The 17524-nt window shown below is 69.8% G+C and carries 18 protein-coding genes and 1 pseudogene; 15 read left to right on the top strand and 4 right to left on the bottom strand.

What is annotated here, in order from left to right; genetic code table 11:
- Window positions 1–7: 7 nt before the first annotated feature.
- Genes AC1DNF_RS33115 through AC1DNF_RS33100 form a run of 4 tightly spaced genes read left to right on the top strand, consistent with a single transcriptional unit; the run spans window position 8 to window position 3055 of the window.
- Entirely contained in the window at window positions 8–1477 is a 1470-nt protein-coding gene (locus AC1DNF_RS33115; RefSeq protein ID WP_478152901.1) for a DUF1501 domain-containing protein, read from the top strand.
- Window positions 1478–1519: 42 nt separating this feature from the next.
- A complete protein-coding gene (locus AC1DNF_RS33110; RefSeq protein ID WP_478152900.1) occupies window positions 1520–2161 on the top strand; it encodes a LysE family translocator in 642 nt (213 codons plus the stop codon).
- 13 nt (window positions 2162–2174) lie between these two features.
- Entirely contained in the window at window positions 2175–2525 is a 351-nt protein-coding gene (locus tag AC1DNF_RS33105) for a GFA family protein (protein WP_478152899.1), read from the top strand.
- A complete protein-coding gene (locus tag AC1DNF_RS33100; RefSeq protein ID WP_478152898.1) occupies window positions 2522–3055 on the top strand; it encodes a GFA family protein in 534 nt (177 codons plus the stop codon). The genes AC1DNF_RS33105 and AC1DNF_RS33100 overlap by 4 nt, the downstream gene beginning before the upstream one ends.
- Here the strand turns inward: AC1DNF_RS33100 and AC1DNF_RS33095 are convergent.
- Window positions 2997–3776, bottom strand: coding sequence for an IclR family transcriptional regulator (locus AC1DNF_RS33095; RefSeq protein ID WP_478152897.1), 780 nt, complete (start codon window positions 3774–3776; stop codon window positions 2997–2999). The two genes, AC1DNF_RS33100 and AC1DNF_RS33095, sit on opposite strands and share 59 nt — an antisense overlap.
- Before the next feature lie 77 nt (window positions 3777–3853).
- On the opposite strand from AC1DNF_RS33095, the pseudogene AC1DNF_RS33090 reads away from it, so the two are divergent.
- The 5 genes and pseudogenes from AC1DNF_RS33090 (at window position 3854) to AC1DNF_RS33070 (ending at window position 8514) form a co-directional block, all read left to right on the top strand.
- A pseudogene (locus AC1DNF_RS33090) lies at window positions 3854–4484 on the top strand (MBL fold metallo-hydrolase).
- An 18-nt stretch (window positions 4485–4502) separates the two neighbouring features.
- A complete protein-coding gene (locus AC1DNF_RS33085; protein WP_478152896.1) occupies window positions 4503–5687 on the top strand; it encodes an MFS transporter in 1185 nt (394 codons plus the stop codon).
- Between the two features lie 3 nt (window positions 5688–5690).
- On the top strand, window positions 5691–6611 hold the full coding sequence (locus AC1DNF_RS33080; RefSeq protein WP_478152895.1) for a DMT family transporter: 921 nt from the start codon (window positions 5691–5693) through the stop codon (window positions 6609–6611).
- Window positions 6612–6628: 17 nt separating this feature from the next.
- The gene (locus AC1DNF_RS33075; RefSeq protein ID WP_478152894.1) at window positions 6629–7822 is read left to right on the top strand and encodes an NADH:flavin oxidoreductase/NADH oxidase; all 1194 of its coding nucleotides are present in this window, start codon (window positions 6629–6631) and stop codon (window positions 7820–7822) included.
- On the top strand, window positions 7819–8514 hold the full coding sequence (locus AC1DNF_RS33070) for an EthD domain-containing protein (RefSeq protein WP_478152893.1): 696 nt from the start codon (window positions 7819–7821) through the stop codon (window positions 8512–8514). Before AC1DNF_RS33075 ends, AC1DNF_RS33070 begins: the two co-directional genes overlap by 4 nt.
- 13 nt (window positions 8515–8527) lie before the next feature.
- On the opposite strand, the gene AC1DNF_RS33065 is transcribed toward AC1DNF_RS33070, so the two are convergent.
- Window positions 8528–9712: a M20 aminoacylase family protein gene (locus AC1DNF_RS33065; RefSeq protein WP_478152892.1), complete on the bottom strand. Its 1185-nt coding sequence runs from the start codon at window positions 9710–9712 to the stop codon at window positions 8528–8530.
- Window positions 9713–9827: 115 nt separating this feature from the next.
- Here AC1DNF_RS33065 and AC1DNF_RS33060 point away from each other — a divergent pair, with 115 nt between their 5' ends.
- Genes AC1DNF_RS33060 through AC1DNF_RS33035 form a run of 6 tightly spaced genes read left to right on the top strand, consistent with a single transcriptional unit; the run spans window position 9828 to window position 15892 of the window.
- Complete coding sequence (locus AC1DNF_RS33060; protein WP_478152891.1) at window positions 9828–11441, top strand: ABC transporter substrate-binding protein; 1614 nt, start codon at window positions 9828–9830, stop codon at window positions 11439–11441.
- 33 nt (window positions 11442–11474) lie between these two features.
- Window positions 11475–12452 (top strand): ABC transporter permease, encoded by a 978-nt coding sequence (locus AC1DNF_RS33055; RefSeq protein WP_478152890.1) that lies wholly within the window; start codon window positions 11475–11477, stop codon window positions 12450–12452.
- Window positions 12449–13336: an ABC transporter permease gene (locus tag AC1DNF_RS33050; protein WP_478152889.1), complete on the top strand. Its 888-nt coding sequence runs from the start codon at window positions 12449–12451 to the stop codon at window positions 13334–13336. Before AC1DNF_RS33055 ends, AC1DNF_RS33050 begins: the two co-directional genes overlap by 4 nt.
- Entirely contained in the window at window positions 13333–14358 is a 1026-nt protein-coding gene (locus AC1DNF_RS33045) for an ABC transporter ATP-binding protein (protein WP_478152888.1), read from the top strand. Before AC1DNF_RS33050 ends, AC1DNF_RS33045 begins: the two co-directional genes overlap by 4 nt.
- Before the next feature lie 8 nt (window positions 14359–14366).
- Complete coding sequence (locus tag AC1DNF_RS33040) at window positions 14367–15197, top strand: ATP-binding cassette domain-containing protein (protein WP_478152887.1); 831 nt, start codon at window positions 14367–14369, stop codon at window positions 15195–15197.
- Window positions 15197–15892: a phosphoribosyltransferase gene (locus tag AC1DNF_RS33035; RefSeq protein ID WP_478152886.1), complete on the top strand. Its 696-nt coding sequence runs from the start codon at window positions 15197–15199 to the stop codon at window positions 15890–15892. The genes AC1DNF_RS33040 and AC1DNF_RS33035 overlap by 1 nt, the downstream gene beginning before the upstream one ends.
- Here AC1DNF_RS33035 and AC1DNF_RS33030 read toward each other — a convergent pair whose 3' ends face one another.
- Window positions 15893–16834 carry a nucleoside hydrolase gene (locus AC1DNF_RS33030; protein ID WP_478152885.1) on the bottom strand — a complete coding sequence of 314 codons (942 nt, stop codon included), beginning with the start codon at window positions 16832–16834 and terminating at the stop codon, window positions 15893–15895.
- A gap of 66 nt (window positions 16835–16900) precedes the next feature.
- Window positions 16901–17524 (bottom strand): dihydrodipicolinate synthase family protein (locus AC1DNF_RS33025; RefSeq protein ID WP_478152884.1); only part of this gene is annotated, 624 nt, incomplete at its 5' end.

The following is a 17524-nucleotide window of genomic DNA, read 5'->3' as shown; positions in this document are numbered from 1 at the left end:
GCGCGCGATGCACCTGATCGACCCCGCAGCCCACACCCGCCGTGCCTTCCTGCGCCGTTCCGGCCAGCTCGCCATGGCGGGCACCGCCTTGCCCTTCGCGCTCAACCTCGCCGCGATGGGCGAGGCCGCCGCCCAGGCCGCCTCCGGCGACGACTACAAGGCGCTGGTCTGCGTCTTCATGTTCGGCGGCAACGACTATGCGAACACCGTCGTTACCTACGACGATCTCAGCTACAACGCCTACAGCACGATCCGCGTGCCGCAGGCTTCCGGCGGCATCGCGATCGCGAAGGCCGATCTCGCGGCCACGCTGCTCACGCCCACCACCCCGCTCGCCAATGGCCGGCAGTACGCGCTGCATCCGTCGATGACGCAGCTGGCCGGGCTTTTCAACACCGACGGCAAGGTGGCCGTGCAGCTCAACGTCGGCCCCCTGGTGGTGCCGCTCACGCGCGACCAGTACAACAACAGCAACAAGAGGCTCTACCCGCAGCCGCCCAAGCTGTTCTCGCACAACGACCAGCAGTCGACCTGGCAATCGTCATCGCCTGAGGGCTCCACCATCGGCTGGGGCGGCAATCTCGGCGACGTGATGCTCTCGCAGAACACCAATTCGCTCTTCACCTGCATCTCGGTCGCGGGCAACACGGTGTTCCTGTCGGGCGATACCGCGCTGCAATACCAGGTGAGCACGGGCGGCGCGGTCGGCATCAACAGCGTGAAGGGCTCCAGCGTGTACGGCTCGACCGCGGTCAAGGCCGCGATGGCGCAACTCGTGCAGGAAGCACGCAGCCATACGCTGGAGAACGAATACAACCGCGTGACCAAGCGCTCGGTCGATGCGGAAACCACCGTCACCGCGGCGATCGCGCCGGCTACCCTGGCCACCGACACCTTCGCCGGCCTCAACACCGGCCTGGCGAGCCAGCTGAAGATGGTCGCGCGCATCATCCGCGGCCGCAGCGGGCTGGGCGCCAAGCGCCAGGTGTTCTTCGTCTCGATGGGCGGCTTCGACCTGCATGACAACCTGATCGCCGGCCAGGCCAGCGTGATGCAGCAGCTCAGCGACGGGTTGGCCGCGTTCCACCGCCAGATGGTCGCGCAGGGCATGGCCGACAAGGTCACGAGCTTCACCGCCTCCGACTTCGGCCGCACGCTGGCCTCCAACGGCGACGGCTCGGACCACGGCTGGGGCGGCCACCATTTCATCGTGGGCGGCGCCGTCAAGGGCAAGCAGCTCTACGGCACTCCGCAAGTGGTCAGCATCAACAATGACTCGAAGCTGGCAGGCTATGACGGTCACGTGGGCCAGGGTCGGCTGATTCCCACGACATCGGTCGACCAGTACGGCGCGACGCTCGCCAAGTGGTTCGGCGTGCCGGACGCCGACCTGCCGGGCATCCTGCCGAACCTCCACAACTTCGGCGGCACGGTGAACGGCATCGACTACCCAAAGGACATCGGATTCATGGCCTGACGCGAGCCGCGCGGGCGGGGCGGATTCGGCTATCGTTGCGCCATGCAAGCAACACTTCCCCTCCTGGGCATCGCGGGTGCGCTGGCCGTCGGTGTCATGAGTCCGGGGCCCAGCTTCGTGATGGTGGCCCGCACCGCCGTCTCGCTGTCGCGCGCCCAGGGTGTCGCGGCCGCCCTCGGAATGGGCATCGGTGGGGCCTGTTTCGCCGTCGCCGCGTTGGCGGGGCTGCAGGGTCTTCTTCTGGCGATCCCCACGCTGTATTTCATTCTGAAAGTGGCGGGCGGGTTGTATCTCGCGTACCTTGGCTTGCGCATCTGGAGGGGCGCGACGCAGCCGCTGGCACTGACGGATGCGTCACCCGAGCGAGGCCGCGGGAACCGCACCCCCGCGCGCGCCGTGCTCCTCGGATGGGCCACGCAGATCAGCAATCCCAAGACCGCCATCGTCTACGCCAGCGTCTTCGCTGCCTTCCTGCCTCCGTCGACGTCGCTCGCCTTCGACATGAGCATCGTGGCCATCGTCTTCATGCTCGAAACCGGCTGGTATGCGCTGGTCGCACTGGCGCTGTCCTCCACGGGGCCTCAAAGGACTTACCTCCGCTGCAAGGCCTGGGCTGACAGGGTGGCCGGTGCCGTCATGATGGGCTTGGGACTGAAGCTGCTCGCTTCGGCCCATCGTGCATGAAAGGAAGGCAAGCATGAAATACCAGGGAAGCTGCCACTGCGGCAACATCGCGTTCGAGGTGGAAGGTGAGCTCAAGGGCGCCATGGCGTGCAACTGCTCCATGTGCCAGCGGAAGGGCTCGCTGCTGTGGTTCGTGCCGCGCGATCAGATGAAACTGCTCACGCCGCAGAGCGAGAATCTCGGCACCTACTTGTTCAACAAGCACGTCATCGAGCACCATTTCTGCAAGACCTGCGGCATCCACCCCTACGCGGACGGCACCGATCCGAGGGGCAGCCGGATGGCGGCCATCAACATCCGCTGCCTGGAGGGCATCGACCTCGACGCGGTCCCCGTCCAGCATTACGACGGACGCTCGAAGTGAGCACGGCGGGCGTCGATCCTTTCCCGCTCGATGGCGGCTGCACCTGCGGCGCGGTGCGCTACCGCATGACGACCCGTCCTCTGTTCGTGCACTGCTGCCATTGCCGCTGGTGCCAGCGCGAGACGGGTGCTTCCTTCGCGCTGAACGCGATGATCGAGGCCGACCGCGTCGAACTGCTCCAGGGCGCGGACGCGCTCGAACTCGTGCCGACGCCGTCCCTGAGCGGCAAGGGCCAGAAGATCGCGCGCTGTACCCGCTGCCACATCGCGCTATGGAGCCACTACGCGGGTGCCGGCGAGGCAGTGAGCTTCGTGCGCGTGGGCACGCTCGACGAGCCGGACCACCTGCCGCCTGACATCCACATCTTCACGATGTCCCGTCAGCCCTGGGTCGTCCTGCCTTCCGGCACGCCGGCGATGCGGGAGTACTACCGCCGCAGCGACCATTGGCCGGCCGAAAGCATCGAGCGCCTCAAGGCGATGAAGCCGTCGCGCCCAGCCGCTGCGACACCCGATCCGCACAGGCCTTGAGGGCGCGCGCAACCTCGCCGTTCCACTTCGTGTCGAGGACGGCAGCCGGTCCGATGGCAACGAGGGCCAGCGCGATGGCGCCGGTGTGGTCGAAGGCGGGCGCCGCCATGGCATTCACGCCGGGCAGGATCTCGCCTTCGGAGCGGCTCAGTCCCTTGGCGCGCACCTCCCGCAGTTGCGCCTCGAACAGCCTCCAGCTCGGCAGCGGCTGCACCGGCGGCATGCCGCGCCGCGGCGCGTCGGCGGCAAGCTTGTGCTCGCGCTGGCGCTCCTCCTCCAGCAACTGCCTGACGACCTCCGGATCGAGATAGGCGCCGAAGAGCCTGCCCGAGGCGGTGTTGGTCAGCGAGAACACCGTGCCATGGCGCATGTTCACGTGCAGCGGCGCCGGCGACTCCGCGATGCGCACGATGGTCGCGCCGCGGTCGCCCCACACGGCGATGGCCACCGTCTGCCCGATCTCCTGCGCCAGCTCGGCGATCAGCGGCGTCGCGATATGCACCGGGTTGGCCTGCTGCAGACTGATCAACCCCAGTTGCAAAGCGAGCGGCCCAAGCAGATAGTGACCGCTGATGCGGTCCTGCTCGATCAGGCCGAGGCGGCCGAAGCTGACCATGTAGGGATGCGCCTTGGCGGGCGACATCTCGGCCTCGCGCGCGAGATCCTTCAGCGCCATCGGCCGGCCGTGGTGCACCAGGGCGCGCAGCAGTTGGCCGCCCACCTCGATGCTCTGGATGCCGCGCTGCGCGCGGTCGTTGTTGTCGATTCGCCAGCCAGGCCGACCTCGAAGAGAAGAAGATCACCTTCAGCCAGATCTCGGAGCACGCCTGGGCCTACACGGCGGAAGGCGACCCCAACACCGGCATCGTCATCGGCGACGACTGCGTGCTGGTGGCCGACACCCAGGCCACGCCGGCGATGGCCGCCGACGTCGTGCGCCGCATCCGCGAAGTGACGGACAAGCCGATCCGGTACGTGGTGCTGACGCATTACCACGCCGTGCGCGTGCTGGGCGCGGYGGCCTACAAGCCCGAGCACATCATCGCCAGCCAGGACACGCGCGACCTGATCGTCGAGCGCGGCGAGCAGGACAAGGCGAGCGAGATCGGCCGCTTCCCGCGCCTGTTCCAGAACGTCGAGACGGTGCCGCCGGGCCTGACCTGGCCCACGATGACCTTCACCGGAAAAATGACGCTGTGGCTGGGCAAGCTGGAACGTGCAGAAGGGCGTGGCCGCGGGCAAGGACCTGAACGCGGTCTACAAGGACACCTATGCCGCCTTGAAGCCCAAGTACGGCCACTGGGTGATCTTCGACCACTGCATGCCCTTCGACGTCACGCGCTGCTACGACGAGGCGACGCAGCACGCCGACCCGCGCATCTGGACCGCGGAGCGCGACATCGAAATGTGGAAGACGCTCGAAGGCTGAAGCGCCGATGCCGCGCCGATGAGCACCCGGGCCGTCCATTCGCGCATGCTCTGGCTGCTGGGCACGTGCGCGTTCGCGAGCATGGCCTCCATGCGCGTCTGCGACGCCATGCTTCCCCTGCTGGCCTCGGAGTTCTCGACGACCACGGGGAGGGCGGCCAGCGCGATCTCCGGCTTCGCGCTGGCCTATGGCGTGCTCCAGCTGTTCTACGGGCCGCTCGGCGATCGCCACGGCAAGGCACGCGTGGTCGGCCTTGCGACCCTGGCCGGCACGCTGGGCAGCGCGGCGGCGGCCTTCTCGCCCAGTCTGGACTGGCTGGTGGCCAGCCGCGTCCTGTCGGGGATGGCGGCGGCCGGCATCATTCCCTTGACGATGGCCTGGATCGGCGACAGCGTGCCCTATGACGCTCGCCAGGAAGTGCTGGCCAGGCTGCTCGGCGCGACCGTGTTCGGCATGATCTGCGGCCAGTGGCTCGGCGCACTCGTCGCGCAGTTGTGGGGCTGGCGAGCGGCGTTCGTCATCCTCGGGCTGGTCTTCCTGATCTGCGGAACGATGCTGACCCGGCAGGCGAGCCGCCTTGCGCCAGCGGGATCGGCAGACGCCGGAAGCGCCGCCAGCCGGGCGCTGGGCGTGCTGCGGCTTCCCTGGGCACGCACGGTGCTGCTCGTCACCTGCATCGAAGGCGCCTTGGCCTTCAGCGCGATCGCCTTCATTCCGACCCACTTGCATGCGAGCTTCGATCTGGCGATGCCGGCGGCCGGCGCGATCGTCGCGCTCTACGGCGTCGGTGGCCTGTCGTACAGCCGCTGCGCCCGCGCATTGCTCAGCCGCTTCGGCGAAAGCGGCCTGGCGCGGCTGGGTGGCGCCTGCATGGGCCTTGCGTTCGCCACCATCGCATTCGCGCCGACATGGCTCCTGGCGCTGCCCGCCTGCCTGGTGGCCGGCTTCGGCTTCTATGCCTTGCACAACACCCTGCAGACCCATGCAACCCAGATGGCCCCCGCCGCGCGCGGCACCGCTGTCTCGCTGTTCGCATGCGTGCTGTTCCTGGGGCAGTCGCTGGGCATTCTCGGGGCCGCGTGGATGGTCGACCGCTTCTCGTCATCCCTGGTCTTCGCATCTTCCGCGCTGGGGATCGTGCTCCTGGCGGGCGCGTTCGCGATGCTCGTCGGACGGCATCACAGGCGACTCGGGCAGGCCTGAGCGATGTCCTCGCGCGAACCGGATTCCTTCGCCGTCCAGGCCACACTGGTCGCGGCGATGGCCGTCTGGGGCTTGAATGTCGCGGCCGTGAAGGTCCTGACGGCGTCCTTCGATCCCGCGACCCTGGCGGCGCTGCGAATGGTCGTGGCATGCGCCGCGCTGAGCCTCGTCGTGCGCTGGAAAGGCCGCGGGTGGCCCTCGCTCAGTGTGCGCCAGTGCGGCGCGATCGTCGTCTGCGCGTTGCTGATGGTGTATCTCAACCAGATCCTGTTCGCGCAGGGCCTGCTGCGTTCGACGGCCACCAACGGCGCGCTGATCATGGCCTTGAGCCCGCTGGTGTCGGCCCTGCTCGCCGCGCTGGCCTTTCGCGAACGGCTGAGCCCGCGGCGCCTGCTCGGCGTCGTGCTGGGCTTTGCCGGCGTGGCGGCGGTGGTGTTGAGCCACCCGGGCGCGGGTCTCTCGAGCGCCGGCGCGGGAGACCTGATGCTGGTGGCCGCGGTGGTCAGTTTTGCCGCGGGCGGCGCGATCGTCCAGCGCCTGGCCCGCGATCTTCATGCGCTCACCATCAGCTGGGCGATCTACCTCGTCGGCTCCCTGCTGCTCTCGGTGCATGCCGTGCTGGACGCTTCGACGCCCGGCGCGGCGGCGCTCCTGCCGGGTTGGCGCGCCTGGGCGCTCATCCTGTTCTCGGGTGTGATGGCCTCGGCCCTTGCCAACCTGGTGTGGAATCGCGCCATCGCGCGGATCGGTGTCGCGCGCACCTCGGTCTTTCTCTACTGGGTGCCGGTCTTCGGCGTCGGATTCGCCGCCTTGCTGCTTGGCGAGCGCCTGACGCTCTGGCACCTCGCCGGCTTTCTCGCCGTGATGGGCGGCACCTACCTGGGCACGCGGCAACCCGCGGCCGGCCCGGTTGTCGTTCGCTGATCCACAGGCCCTTTGCCATGCCATCCACCGAAGCTCTTCTCTTCCAGCCCCTTCAACTGCGCGAACTGGTGCTGAACAACCGGATCGTGATCTCGCCCATGTGCCAGCACGCGGCGATCGACGGGCGGGCGACGCCCTGGCACCTGGTGCATCTCGGCAAGTTCGCGCTGGGCGGCGCGGGGCTGATCCTGACCGAGAGCACCGCCGTCGATCCGCGCGGGCGCATCGGGACGGCCGATCTGGGCCTGTGGGACGACAGCCAGATCGACCCGTTGAAGGACGTCGTCGATTTCGTTCACGCCAACGGCGCGGCCATCGGCGTTCAACTGGCGCACGCCGGGCGCAAGGCGGGAAGCCAGCCCTTGTGGGAAGGCGGCGCGGCCTTGAGCCCGGCGCGCCTTGCTGCCGATGCGCAACCCTGGGAGCGCCTGGGCCCCAGCGCGCTGCCGGCCGGGCCCGGCTGGTCGGCGCCGGCGGCGCTGGACGCCGACGGCATCGCGAAGGTCGTGCAGGCCTTTGTCGATGCGACCCTGCGCGCCGGGAAGGCCGGCTTCGACGTCGTGGAACTTCACTTCGGCCACGGCTATCTGGTCGCGAGCTTCCTGTCCCCGCATTCGAATCTCCGTGGCGACGAATGGGGCGGCGACCTCGCGGGGCGCATGCGGCTGGCCCTGGAGATCGCGCGCAAGGTGCGCGCGGCCTGGCCTGTGGGCAAGCCGCTCTTCTGCCGCCTCTCGGCCGTCGACGGCAGCGAGGGCGGATGGAGTCTCGAGGACTCGGTCGTCCTCGCGCGGGAACTCGTGCTGTGCGGCGTCGACGTCATCGATTGCTCGTCGGGCGGCCTCACCGAAGAGACGCGCGCGCTGCCGGTGCCGCGCGGGCTGGGCTTCCAGGTGCCGTTCTCGGAGCGGATCCGGCACGAGGCCCAGGTCAGGACGCAGGCGGTCGGGATGATCGTCGATGCGCGCCAGGCCGAAGCGGTGCTCGCGCAGGGCAAGGCCGACCTGATCGCCCTCGGGCGCGAAGCCCTGTTCGACCCCTATTGGCCGCATCACGCCGCGATGACCCTGGGCGTCGACCCCGACTACGAGCGCTGGCCCGTGCGGCACGGCGTGTGGCTTGCCAAGCGCGCGCCGGGCCTTGCCCGCGCCCGCGCCCAGGCGGCAGCCGACCGGATCGAATCGAACACCCACCAGGAGACACCGCAATGAACGTGAGAATGGGCTTGATCCGCAAGAAGTCCGATTGGTCGACGCAAGACTTCAGGTCTTACTGGCGCGACAGGCACGCGCTGCTGGCCGCGCGCGCGCCCGGCCTGCGCGGCTACTGGCAGAACGCCGTCACCGAGCGACTGCAGCGCGGCATCGACTTCGCGCGCGGGCCTTGGGATTTCGACGGCTTCTCGCAGCTGTGCTTCGACGACGAGGGGCAGGCCAGCCACGCGTTCAAGGACAGCGATCTCGCCGCGGAGCTCATCGCCGACGAGCGGCACTTCCTGGGGGGGCTGCACATCGTCACCGCCCGGCAGCGCGTGGTCATCGAAGTGCCCGGGGCGCAGGCGCGCGCACGCCTGCTCAAGCGCATCTCGACCCTGAAGCGGCGTGCCGACGTCAGCGAGGAGGACTTCCGCCGCGAATGGACGGTCCACGGCGATCTTGTCCGCAAGATGCCGGGCGTCAGCGCGTACAGGCAGAACGTCGTGGTCGCGCGGGAACGCGAGAAGGGGCGGCCCTGCGGCTACGACGACTTGCCGATCGACGGCATCGTCGAACTCTGGTTCGAGAACCCCTCGACGCTGGAGGCGGCATTCGCTTCGCAAGCCGGCAAGGAGACGATGGCCCATGCGAAGACATTCCTGGCCGAGATCACCGCCTTCCTGGTGACCGAGCAGCAAGTGCTCTGAGGGGCGTGCGCGCTCAGCGCAGATAGGCCTGCGCCAGCGCGACCCAGTAGCTCGCCGTGCTCGGCAGGATCTCGTCGTTGAAGTCGTAGCCCGTGTTGTGCACCATGCAGCCCGGCCCGCTGCCGGGCCGGCCGTCGCCGTTGCCGACGATGAAGTAGCTGCCCGGCACCGCGTTGAGCATGAACGCGAAGTCGTCGCTGGCCTGCAGCGGCGCCATGTCCGGGATCAGCGCCTTCTCGCCCATCGACGCGATCGCCACCTGCCGCGCGAAGGCGGTGGCCGCCTCGTCGTTCACGCAGGGCGGCAGCTTCCATTGGTAGTCCACCGTCGCCGTGGCGCCATGCACGGCCGCCTGCGCCTGGGCCATGGCGATGATGCGCTCGCGCAGGAAGGCGCGCACCGCCGGCTTGCGTGCGCGCACCGACAGCTTGAGCTCGGCGCTGGCGGGGATCACGTTGGGGGCCTTGCCGGCACTCATCGCGCCCACCGTGACGACCGCCATGTCGTTGGGGTCGACCTCGCGCGAGACCAGCGTCTGCAGCGCCAGGATCAAGTGCGCCGCGACCATGACCGGGTCGACGGTGGTGTGCGGCATCGCGCCGTGGCCGCCCTTGCCCTCGATGGTGATGACGGCCGTGTCGGACGCGCTGTAGATCACGCCCGGCAGGAAGCCGAACTGCCCCGCCGGGAAGCCGGGCTCGTTGTGGTACGCGTACACCGCGTCGCAGGGGAAGCGCTCGAAGAGTCCCTCCTCGACCATCCGCTTCGCGCCCATCAGGCCTTCCTCGGCCGGCTGGAAGATCAGGTGCAGCGTGCCATCGAAGCTCCTCGTGGCCGACAGCAGCTGCGCGGCCGCGAGCAGGGTGGCGGTGTGGCCGTCGTGGCCGCAGGCATGCATGCGGCCCGGGCTGCGGCTGGCCCACGAAAGGCCGGTGGTCTCCGTCATCGGCAGCGCGTCCATGTCGGCGCGCAGGCCCAGCCGCTTCGGGCCGTTGCCGAGCTTGAGCGTGCCCACCACGCCCGTGCCGCCCAGGCCGCGGTGCACCGCATAGCCCCAGCGCGCCAGCCGCTCGGCGACCAGGTCGCTGGTCTGGAACTCCTCGTAGCCCAGTTCGGGGTTGGCATGGATCTGCCGGCGCAGGCCGACCATTTCCTCGGTCGAGGCCTGGATGCCGGGGTGGATGGGAACGGAGATCATCGAAACCGCCTTGACGCTGCATTGGAGCCGCATTTTCCACGCCAATAATGGAGGCGGCCCGATGGCCTCGAAATTGCTTCGAATAATGTCCGCCCACGATGGCCTTCTTCCCACGATGACCGACACCACCGACACCCACCGCGCCCCTTCCTTCCCCTTGCTCACCCGGCGCCAGCTCAGCCTCGGCGCGCTCGCCCTGGCCGGCGGCCTGGCCACCACGCGCCACGGCCGCGCCGCCACCGGCAGGGGCACCGCCGTGCTGGTGATCGACGCCGATCCGCCGACGCTGAACCTCGGCACCACCACCGACTTCGCCGCCGGCGACGTCTCGGCCAAGATCCTCGAAGGGCTGGTGTGGCTCGACCCGCAATACAACCCCAGGCCCTCGCTGGCCACGGCCTGGACGGTCTCGCCCGACGGCAAGACCTACCGCTTCACCCTGCGCAAGGGCGTGAAGTGGCATGACGGCAAGGACTTCAGCAGCGCGGACGTCAAATTCACGCTGACCGAGGTGGTGGGCAAGCTGCACCCGCGCGCGGCGCCGGTGTTCAAGGGCCTCGGCATGGAGGTCGACACGCCCGACGCGCTGACCGTCGTGATCCGGCTGCAGAAGCCCTACGCGCCCTTTCTCTCGCAGATGACGGTGTTCGATGCGCCCATGCTGCCGCGCCACCTCTACGAAGGCGGCAACATCGGCACCAACCCGGCCAATCAGAGGCCGGTGGGCACCGGGCCCTTCAAGTTCGGCGAATGGAAGCACGGCGCGAGCATCAAGCTCGTGCGCAACGACCAGTACTGGGACGGCGACAAGCCCTTCCTCGAATCGATCATCTTCCAGATCATTCCGCAGGCCGCCAACCGGGTGCCGGCCCTGCAGACCGGCGAGGTCGACGAACTGCTCGACTTCTACACGCCCAAGCCCGACGTCCCACGGATCCTGGCGGACAAGAACCTGGCGCCGCGCCGCGGCGTGAACATTCCGGCGCTGTACTTCCTGATGTTCAACACGCGGTCGCCGCTGTTCTCGAAGCCGGAAGCGCGCCATGCGGCGGCGCTGGCGATCGATCGCCAGCGGCTGGTCAAGCAGGTGATGAACGGCATCGCCCGGCCCGGCGCGGGCGCCTTCGGCGACGGCTTCAAGTGGCTCTTCAACGAGGAGGTGAGCTACGCGAAGAAGTACCCCCTCGATCCGGCACGCGCCAGGGCCCTGTTCGAGAAGGCCGGCGTCAAGCCCGGCGGCGCGACGGTGCGCATGCCCTTCGACGTCAGCCGCGCGCAGATGCGCTCGCAGTCGCAGATCATCCAGGACAACCTGCGCCAGGTCGGCCTCGAGGTCAAGCTCGAGCCGCTGGAGCGCTCGGTCTACTACGACCGCGTCTTCGCCAAGCGCGACTACGACCTGATGCTGGGCTCCTACTTCTCCGCCGGCGATCCGGCCATCGGCTACACGCGGCTCTACAACACCTACACCGGCACCGCGCCCAACACCAACGCGAGCGGCTATTCGAACCCCAAGGTCGACGAACTGCTGGGCCAGGCCGCCACGGCGACCGATCGCGATCGGCGGGCGAAGCTCTACAGGGAGCTCCAGGTGATCCTCAACGAGGATCTGCCGACGCTGGTGCTGTTCGACGAGGAGACGGTGGACACGGCGAGCCGGAAGCTCAGCGGCGTGTTCCCGGCGCTCGACGCGCGCGACCAATGGGCCGGCGTGAAGCGCGCCGACTGATGAGCCCCGCGCGCCGAGCGACGGTCCGCTGACATGGCCGCCTTCATCCTGCGCCGCCTGCTGCACGCCGTTCCGCTGCTGCTCGCGGTGGTGGTGCTGAACTTCCTGCTGATCGCCTTCACGCCGGGCGATCCGATCACGCTGCTGGTGGGCGACTTTCCCGCGCCGCCCGAATACCTCGCGCAGATGCGCCGCGAGTTCGGGCTCGACCAGCCGGTGTGGGTCCAGCTGCTGCGCTATCTGGCCAAGGTGGTCCGGGGCGACTTCGGCTATTCGTTCGCCAACCAGCAGCCGGTGGCGTCGCTGATCATCGAGCGCCTGGGCGCCACCCTCGAACTCACCATGACCGCGCTCGGCTTCGCGAGCGTGATGGGGATCGTGTTCGGCGTCGTCGCGGCGCGTTCCGCCACGCGTTCGGGGCGGGGGCTGGTCGACTCGGCGATCCAGGGCGTCTCCTCGGCCGGCTACGCCATTCCGGACTTCTGGCTCGGTCAGCTGCTGATCCTGGTGTTCGCGATCGGGCTGGGATGGCTGCCCTCGCAAGGCAACAACCCGGTGCGCGGCGCGCTGCCGGGCTTCGAGGGCTTCGTCCAGCACCTGTCCTACCTCGCGCTGCCGGCCTTCGCGCTGTCGCTGCGCTACCTGACGCTGATCACGCGCATCACGCGCGCCGCGATGCTGGAGGTGATGAATGCCGACTTCATCCTCGCCTCGCGTTCGCGCGGCGCCTCCGAGTGGACGGTGGTGGTGGTGCACGCCCTGCGCAATGCCGCCGCGCCGGTGCTGACCGTGATCGGCTACAACGTCGGCTTCGTGCTCGCGGGCTCCGCGCTGATCGAGGCCGTGTTCGCCTGGCCCGGCATCGGGCGCCTGCTCTATGAATCGATCTCCAGGCGCGACTATCCGGTGATGCTCGCGATCTTGCTGATGGTGTCGGTCACCGTCGTCATCGCGAACCTGCTCACCGACATCGTGCATCGGCTGATCGACCCCCGGATCGAACGCGCATGAACGAAGCCACGCTGACCCCGATCGCCACGCCCGCGGTGGGCACACCCTTCGTCAAGGCCGGCTTCCGGCGGCGCCTGCTGCGGCGGCCGACGACGGTGCTGGCGCTGGCCTTTCTCGTGCTGCTGCTCGCGCTGGCGGTGTTCGCGCCGCTGGTCACGGGGTATGACCCGCTCGGCGGCGGCGACAGCTCGCTGCTCGAACCGCTCTCGCCCGGCCACTGGCTCGGCACCGACGACCTGGGCCGCGACATCTGGGCGCGCGTGGTCTACGGCACGCGCATCTCGCTCACCGTCGGTGTCTTCAGCGCGATGTGCGCGGTCGTCGCGGGCGTGATCGCGGGCGCGCTGGCGGGCTACTTCGGCGGCTGGCTCGACACGGTGCTGATGCGCATCGCCGAGTTCTTCCAGACGCTGCCGCGCTTCGTGGTGGCGCTGATCGTGATCGCGCTCTTCGGCACCAGCGTGTTCAAGATGATCGTGGTGATCGCGGCGCTCTCCTGGCCGCAGCTCGCGCGCGTGGTGCGCGCCTCGGTCGCGACACTGGCGCAATCGCAGTTCGTCGACGCGGCGCGCGTGGCGGGCATGGGCCATGGCGCGATCATCGCGCGCGAGATCCTGCCCAACGTGGCGGCGCCGATCATCGTGCTGGGCTCGCTCGACATCGCGATGGCGATCCTGATCGAGGCCAGCCTGAGCTTCTTCGGGCTGGGCGACCCCAATCACGTGTCCTGGGGCGCGATGCTCAACGACGCGCAGCAATACCTGCGCAGCGCCTGGTGGATGTCGGCCTTTCCGGGGCTGGCGATCGCGCTGACGGTGCTCTCATTCAACATGCTCGGCGATGCGCTCAACGACGCGCTGAACCCGCGCGGGGGATCGAAGTGAGCGAAGCGCGCAATGAAGACCTCCTGCTCGACCTGCGCGGCCTGTCGGTCGACATCCGCCAGGGCGCGAGCGCGCTGCGCGTGGTCAACGACGTCTCGCTGACGGTGCGCCGCGGCGAGGCGGTGGGCCTCGTGGGCGAATCGGGCTCGGGCAAGTCGATGACGGCCTTCGCCGTGATGCGGCTCTTTCCCTCGCCGCTGGCGAGCGTGGCGGCGGGGCAGATCCTGCTGGAGGGCCGCGATCTGGCGACGATGGAGCCCGCCGGGCTGCGGGCGGTGCGCGGGGCCCGCGTGGGCATGGTGTTCCAGGACCCGACGAGCTACCTCGACCCGCTGATGCCGGTCGGCCGCCAGATCGCCGAGCCGCTGCGCGCGCACGGCCGCACCGAGGGGCTGGAGGCGCGCGTGCTCGAACTGCTCGACCTGATGGAGCTGCCCCACGCGGCGCGGGTCGCGCGCCAGTATCCGCACGAGCTCTCCGGCGGCATGCGCCAGCGCATCCTGATCGCGACGGCGCTGGCGATGCGGCCCGCGCTGCTGATCGCCGACGAGCCGACGACGGCGCTGGACGTCACCGTGCAGGCGGGCATCCTGAAGCTGCTGACGCGCCTGCGCAAGGAGCTGGACCTCGGCATCCTGCTGATCACGCACGACCTTGCGGTGGTGGCCGAGACCTGCCAGCGCGTCCACGTGATGTATGCGGGGCAGATCGTCGAATCGAACGCGGTCGCGCCGCTGTTCGCCGCGCCGCGCCACCCCTACACGCAGGGCCTGCTCGGGAGCATCCTGAGTCCGCGTTCGCGCGCGCATTCGCTGTTCTCGATTCCGGGCAGCGTGCCGATCGCCGGGCACTGGCCCGCCGGCTGCCGCTTCCACCCGCGCTGCCCGATCGCGCGTACCGGCCTTTGCGACACCACAGAGCCGCTGCCGCGCGCGCATGGCGGCGGTGCCGACCGCTGCCACCTGAGCGACGAAGCCATGGCCGCCGACGCCTGGCGGCGCGGCGAGGCCGCATCCGCATGAGCCAGGCCATGACCCCACCCCTGATCGAGGCCCGCGAACTGAGCCGGCTGTTTCCCGTGCGCGGCAGCGGCGGGCTTCTGCGCAAGCGGCAGATGCAGCGCGCGGTGGATCGCGTGTCCTTGTCGATCGAGGCCGGCGAAGTGCTGGCGCTGGTCGGCGAAAGCGGCAGCGGCAAGACCACGCTGGGCCGCATGCTGCTGGGGCTTTCGGCGCCGAGCGAGGGAACGATCCTCTACAAGGGCATGGACATCGCGGCGCGCTCGGGTCCGGCGGCGCGCAGCTTCCGCCGCGAGGTGCAGGTGGTGTTCCAGGACACGGGCGGCTCGCTCAATCCGCGCCGCAGCATCGGCCAGAGCGTGGCGCTGCCGCTGACCTATCACCGCGGGCTCGATGCCCGCGCGGCGGCGATGGAAGTCGATGCGCTGCTGGAGCAGGTCGGCCTGCCGGCCGCGCATTTCCGGCACCGGCTGCCGCACGAGCTCTCGGGCGGCCAGCGCCAGCGCGTGGGCGTCGCGCGCGCGCTGGCGTCGAACCCGGCGCTGATCATCGCCGACGAGCCGGTGTCGGCGCTCGACGTCTCGGTGCGCGCGCAGATCCTCAAGCTGATGTTCGACCTGCAGCGGGAGCGCCAGCTCGCCTACCTCTTCATCACGCACGACCTGGGCGTGGTGCGCGCGATGGCCGACCGCGTGATGGTGATGCACCAGGGCCGCGTGGTGGAAAGCGGCGATGCCGACGCGGTGCTGAACGCGCCGCGCGATCCCTACACCCGGCGGCTGCTGGCGGCCACGCCGGTTCCCGATCCCTCACGCCAGTTCGCGCCGAACGGAGCCCCATGATGACCCACCACTTCACCGAACCCACCACAGGCTACTGGCAGCACATCGTCGCGGCCGATGCGGTCGACCGGCTCGATCCGCCCTGGCAGTTCGGCTATCCGGCACGCCTGCCCGACGGCCGCGTGCTCATGTTGCCGATCCGCCAGCTCGCGAGCGAGCCGGCGTACGCGGTGGCTTCGCTGCTGCTCAACCACGCGGCGCTGGACGTGGTCGAGACGCTGGGCGCGATGCTGGCGGCGCGCCTGTCGGCGCTGGGGCCCGAACTCGTGATCGGCCTGCCCACGCTGGGCCTCGCGCTGGCGCCCGTGGTGGCGCGGGCGCTGGGCCACAGCCGCTACGTCCCGATGGGTTACTCGCGCAAGTTCTGGTACGAGGAGGCGCTGTCCGCGCCGGTGCATTCGATCACCTCGCCCGTGCTCGGCAAGCGCATCTACCTCGATCCCCATCTGCGCCCCCTGATCGAAGGCCGGCGGCTGGTGCTGGTCGACGACACGATCAGCACGGGCACCACGCTGCTCGCGGCATGGGACCTGATCGAGTCGCTCGGCGGCCATGTGGTGGGCTGCGGCGTCGCGATGCTGCAGGGCCGGCGGTGGGCCGAAAGGCTGGGCGCGGAACGCGCCGCGCGGGTGGTCGGCGTCTTCGAGAGCCCCTTGCTGAAGGCCGTGCCCGAGGGCTGGGTGCCGCGCGGCTGATCAGCCCGGGGCCGAGGCGCAGGCGGCGAGCGCGTCCAGCACCACCCGGCGCAGCTGGGCCTCGTCGGCCAGGCTCGCCACCTGCGCGTTGGCCGTGGTACGCCGGGGCACGCGCCACTCGACCACCGTCATGCCGCGGGTGTGCTCGCCCTTGCATTCGGCCACCACGTGGGCCGGCCGGAAGACCAGTCCTTCGGGCGCGACCAGCGCGGCGGCGGCGGTGGGGTCGTAGAGCGCCATCGGCAGGCTGCCGTCGGGGCTGGCGATGCGCACGTAGCCGAGCAGCAGGTCGGCCAGCACCTGCGCCTTGTCGGAGCCGATGGCGCGCAGCGCCTGGGCATCGCCCGCGTGCACGCGCACCTGGCGGCAGGCATCGAGACCGACCATGCGCAGGGGCGCGCCGGCATCGAGGACCACGTTGATGGCTTCGGGGTCGACGGCGGCGTTGAATTCCGCCGCCGCCGTGTGGTTGCCCGGCCCGGCGCTGCCGCCCATCCACATGAGCTGCCCGATGCGCGCCGCCAGGTCGGGCCGCGCCCGCAGCACGGTCGCGATGTTGGTGAGCGGCCCCAGCGCCAGCACGGTGGCGGGCTCGGCCGCGGCGGCGAGATGGTCGATGAGCGCGGCCACCGCATCGCCGGAGGCCAGCGCCGCGCGCGCCATGGGCAGGCTGCGGCCGGCCGAGACCATGGCATCGGCGCCGAGGATGTTCTGCGCCGTGACGAGTTCGCCGGCCAGCGGCCGGGCGCAGCCCGCGTGGATCGGAAAGCCCCAGCCGAAGAAGGCGGCCGCGCGCAAGGCGTTGTCCACCACCACTTCGAGCGGCGCATTGCCCGCGACGAGCGACATGCCCTCGACACCCCACGGCGGCGTGTGCAGGACCGTCAATACGGCGGCGAGGTCGTCGAAGCCCAGGTCGGTGTCGATCCAGATGCGTGGCATGTCTTCAGGTGGCGGGACGTTGGATCCCGCATTCTGGGGCATGGCCCGACCCGGTGGGCCCGGCGGTCAGCGCGCCCAGCGCAGCGCCAGCGCGTCCAGCCGTGCGGCGGTTTCGATCAGCAGCGAGCGGCTGGCCGGATGCAGCGCCGGGAAGGGATGGCGCGGCGCCTCGCAGGCGATGATGCCGCCTTCCTTCATCAGCGCCTTCGCGGCCAGCAGCCCGCACTGGCGGTTCTCGATGTTGATCAGCGGCAGCCAGCGCTCGTAGCCCGCGATGGCCTGCGCGCGGCGCCCGGCCAGGTAGTCGTCGATGATCGGCCGCAGTCCGTCCGGGAAGCCGCCGCCCGTCATGGCGCCGGTCGCTCCCGCGTCCATGTCCGGCAGCAGGGTGATCGCCTCTTCGCCGTCCCACGGCCCTTCGACCGCGTCGCCGCCCAGGCGGATGAGTTCGCGCAGCTTGGACGCGGCCCCGGGCGTCTCGATCTTGAAGTACGACACCTGTTCGATCTCGCGCGCCATGCGCGCAAGGAACGGCGCCGAGAGCACCGTGCCGCTGGCCGGCGCGTCCTGGATCATGATCGGAATGCCGATCGCGTCGGACAGCACGGCATAGAACGCGTGGATCTGTTCCTCGGGCACGCGGAAGGTCGCGCCGTGGTAGGGCGGCATGACCATCACCATCGCCGCGCC

It is taken from the genome of Variovorax sp. 01T432 (assembly GCF_056398605.1).
Note: the sequence above shows the minus strand (reverse complement) of the source record. Positions and strands in the feature narration are given on the sequence as shown.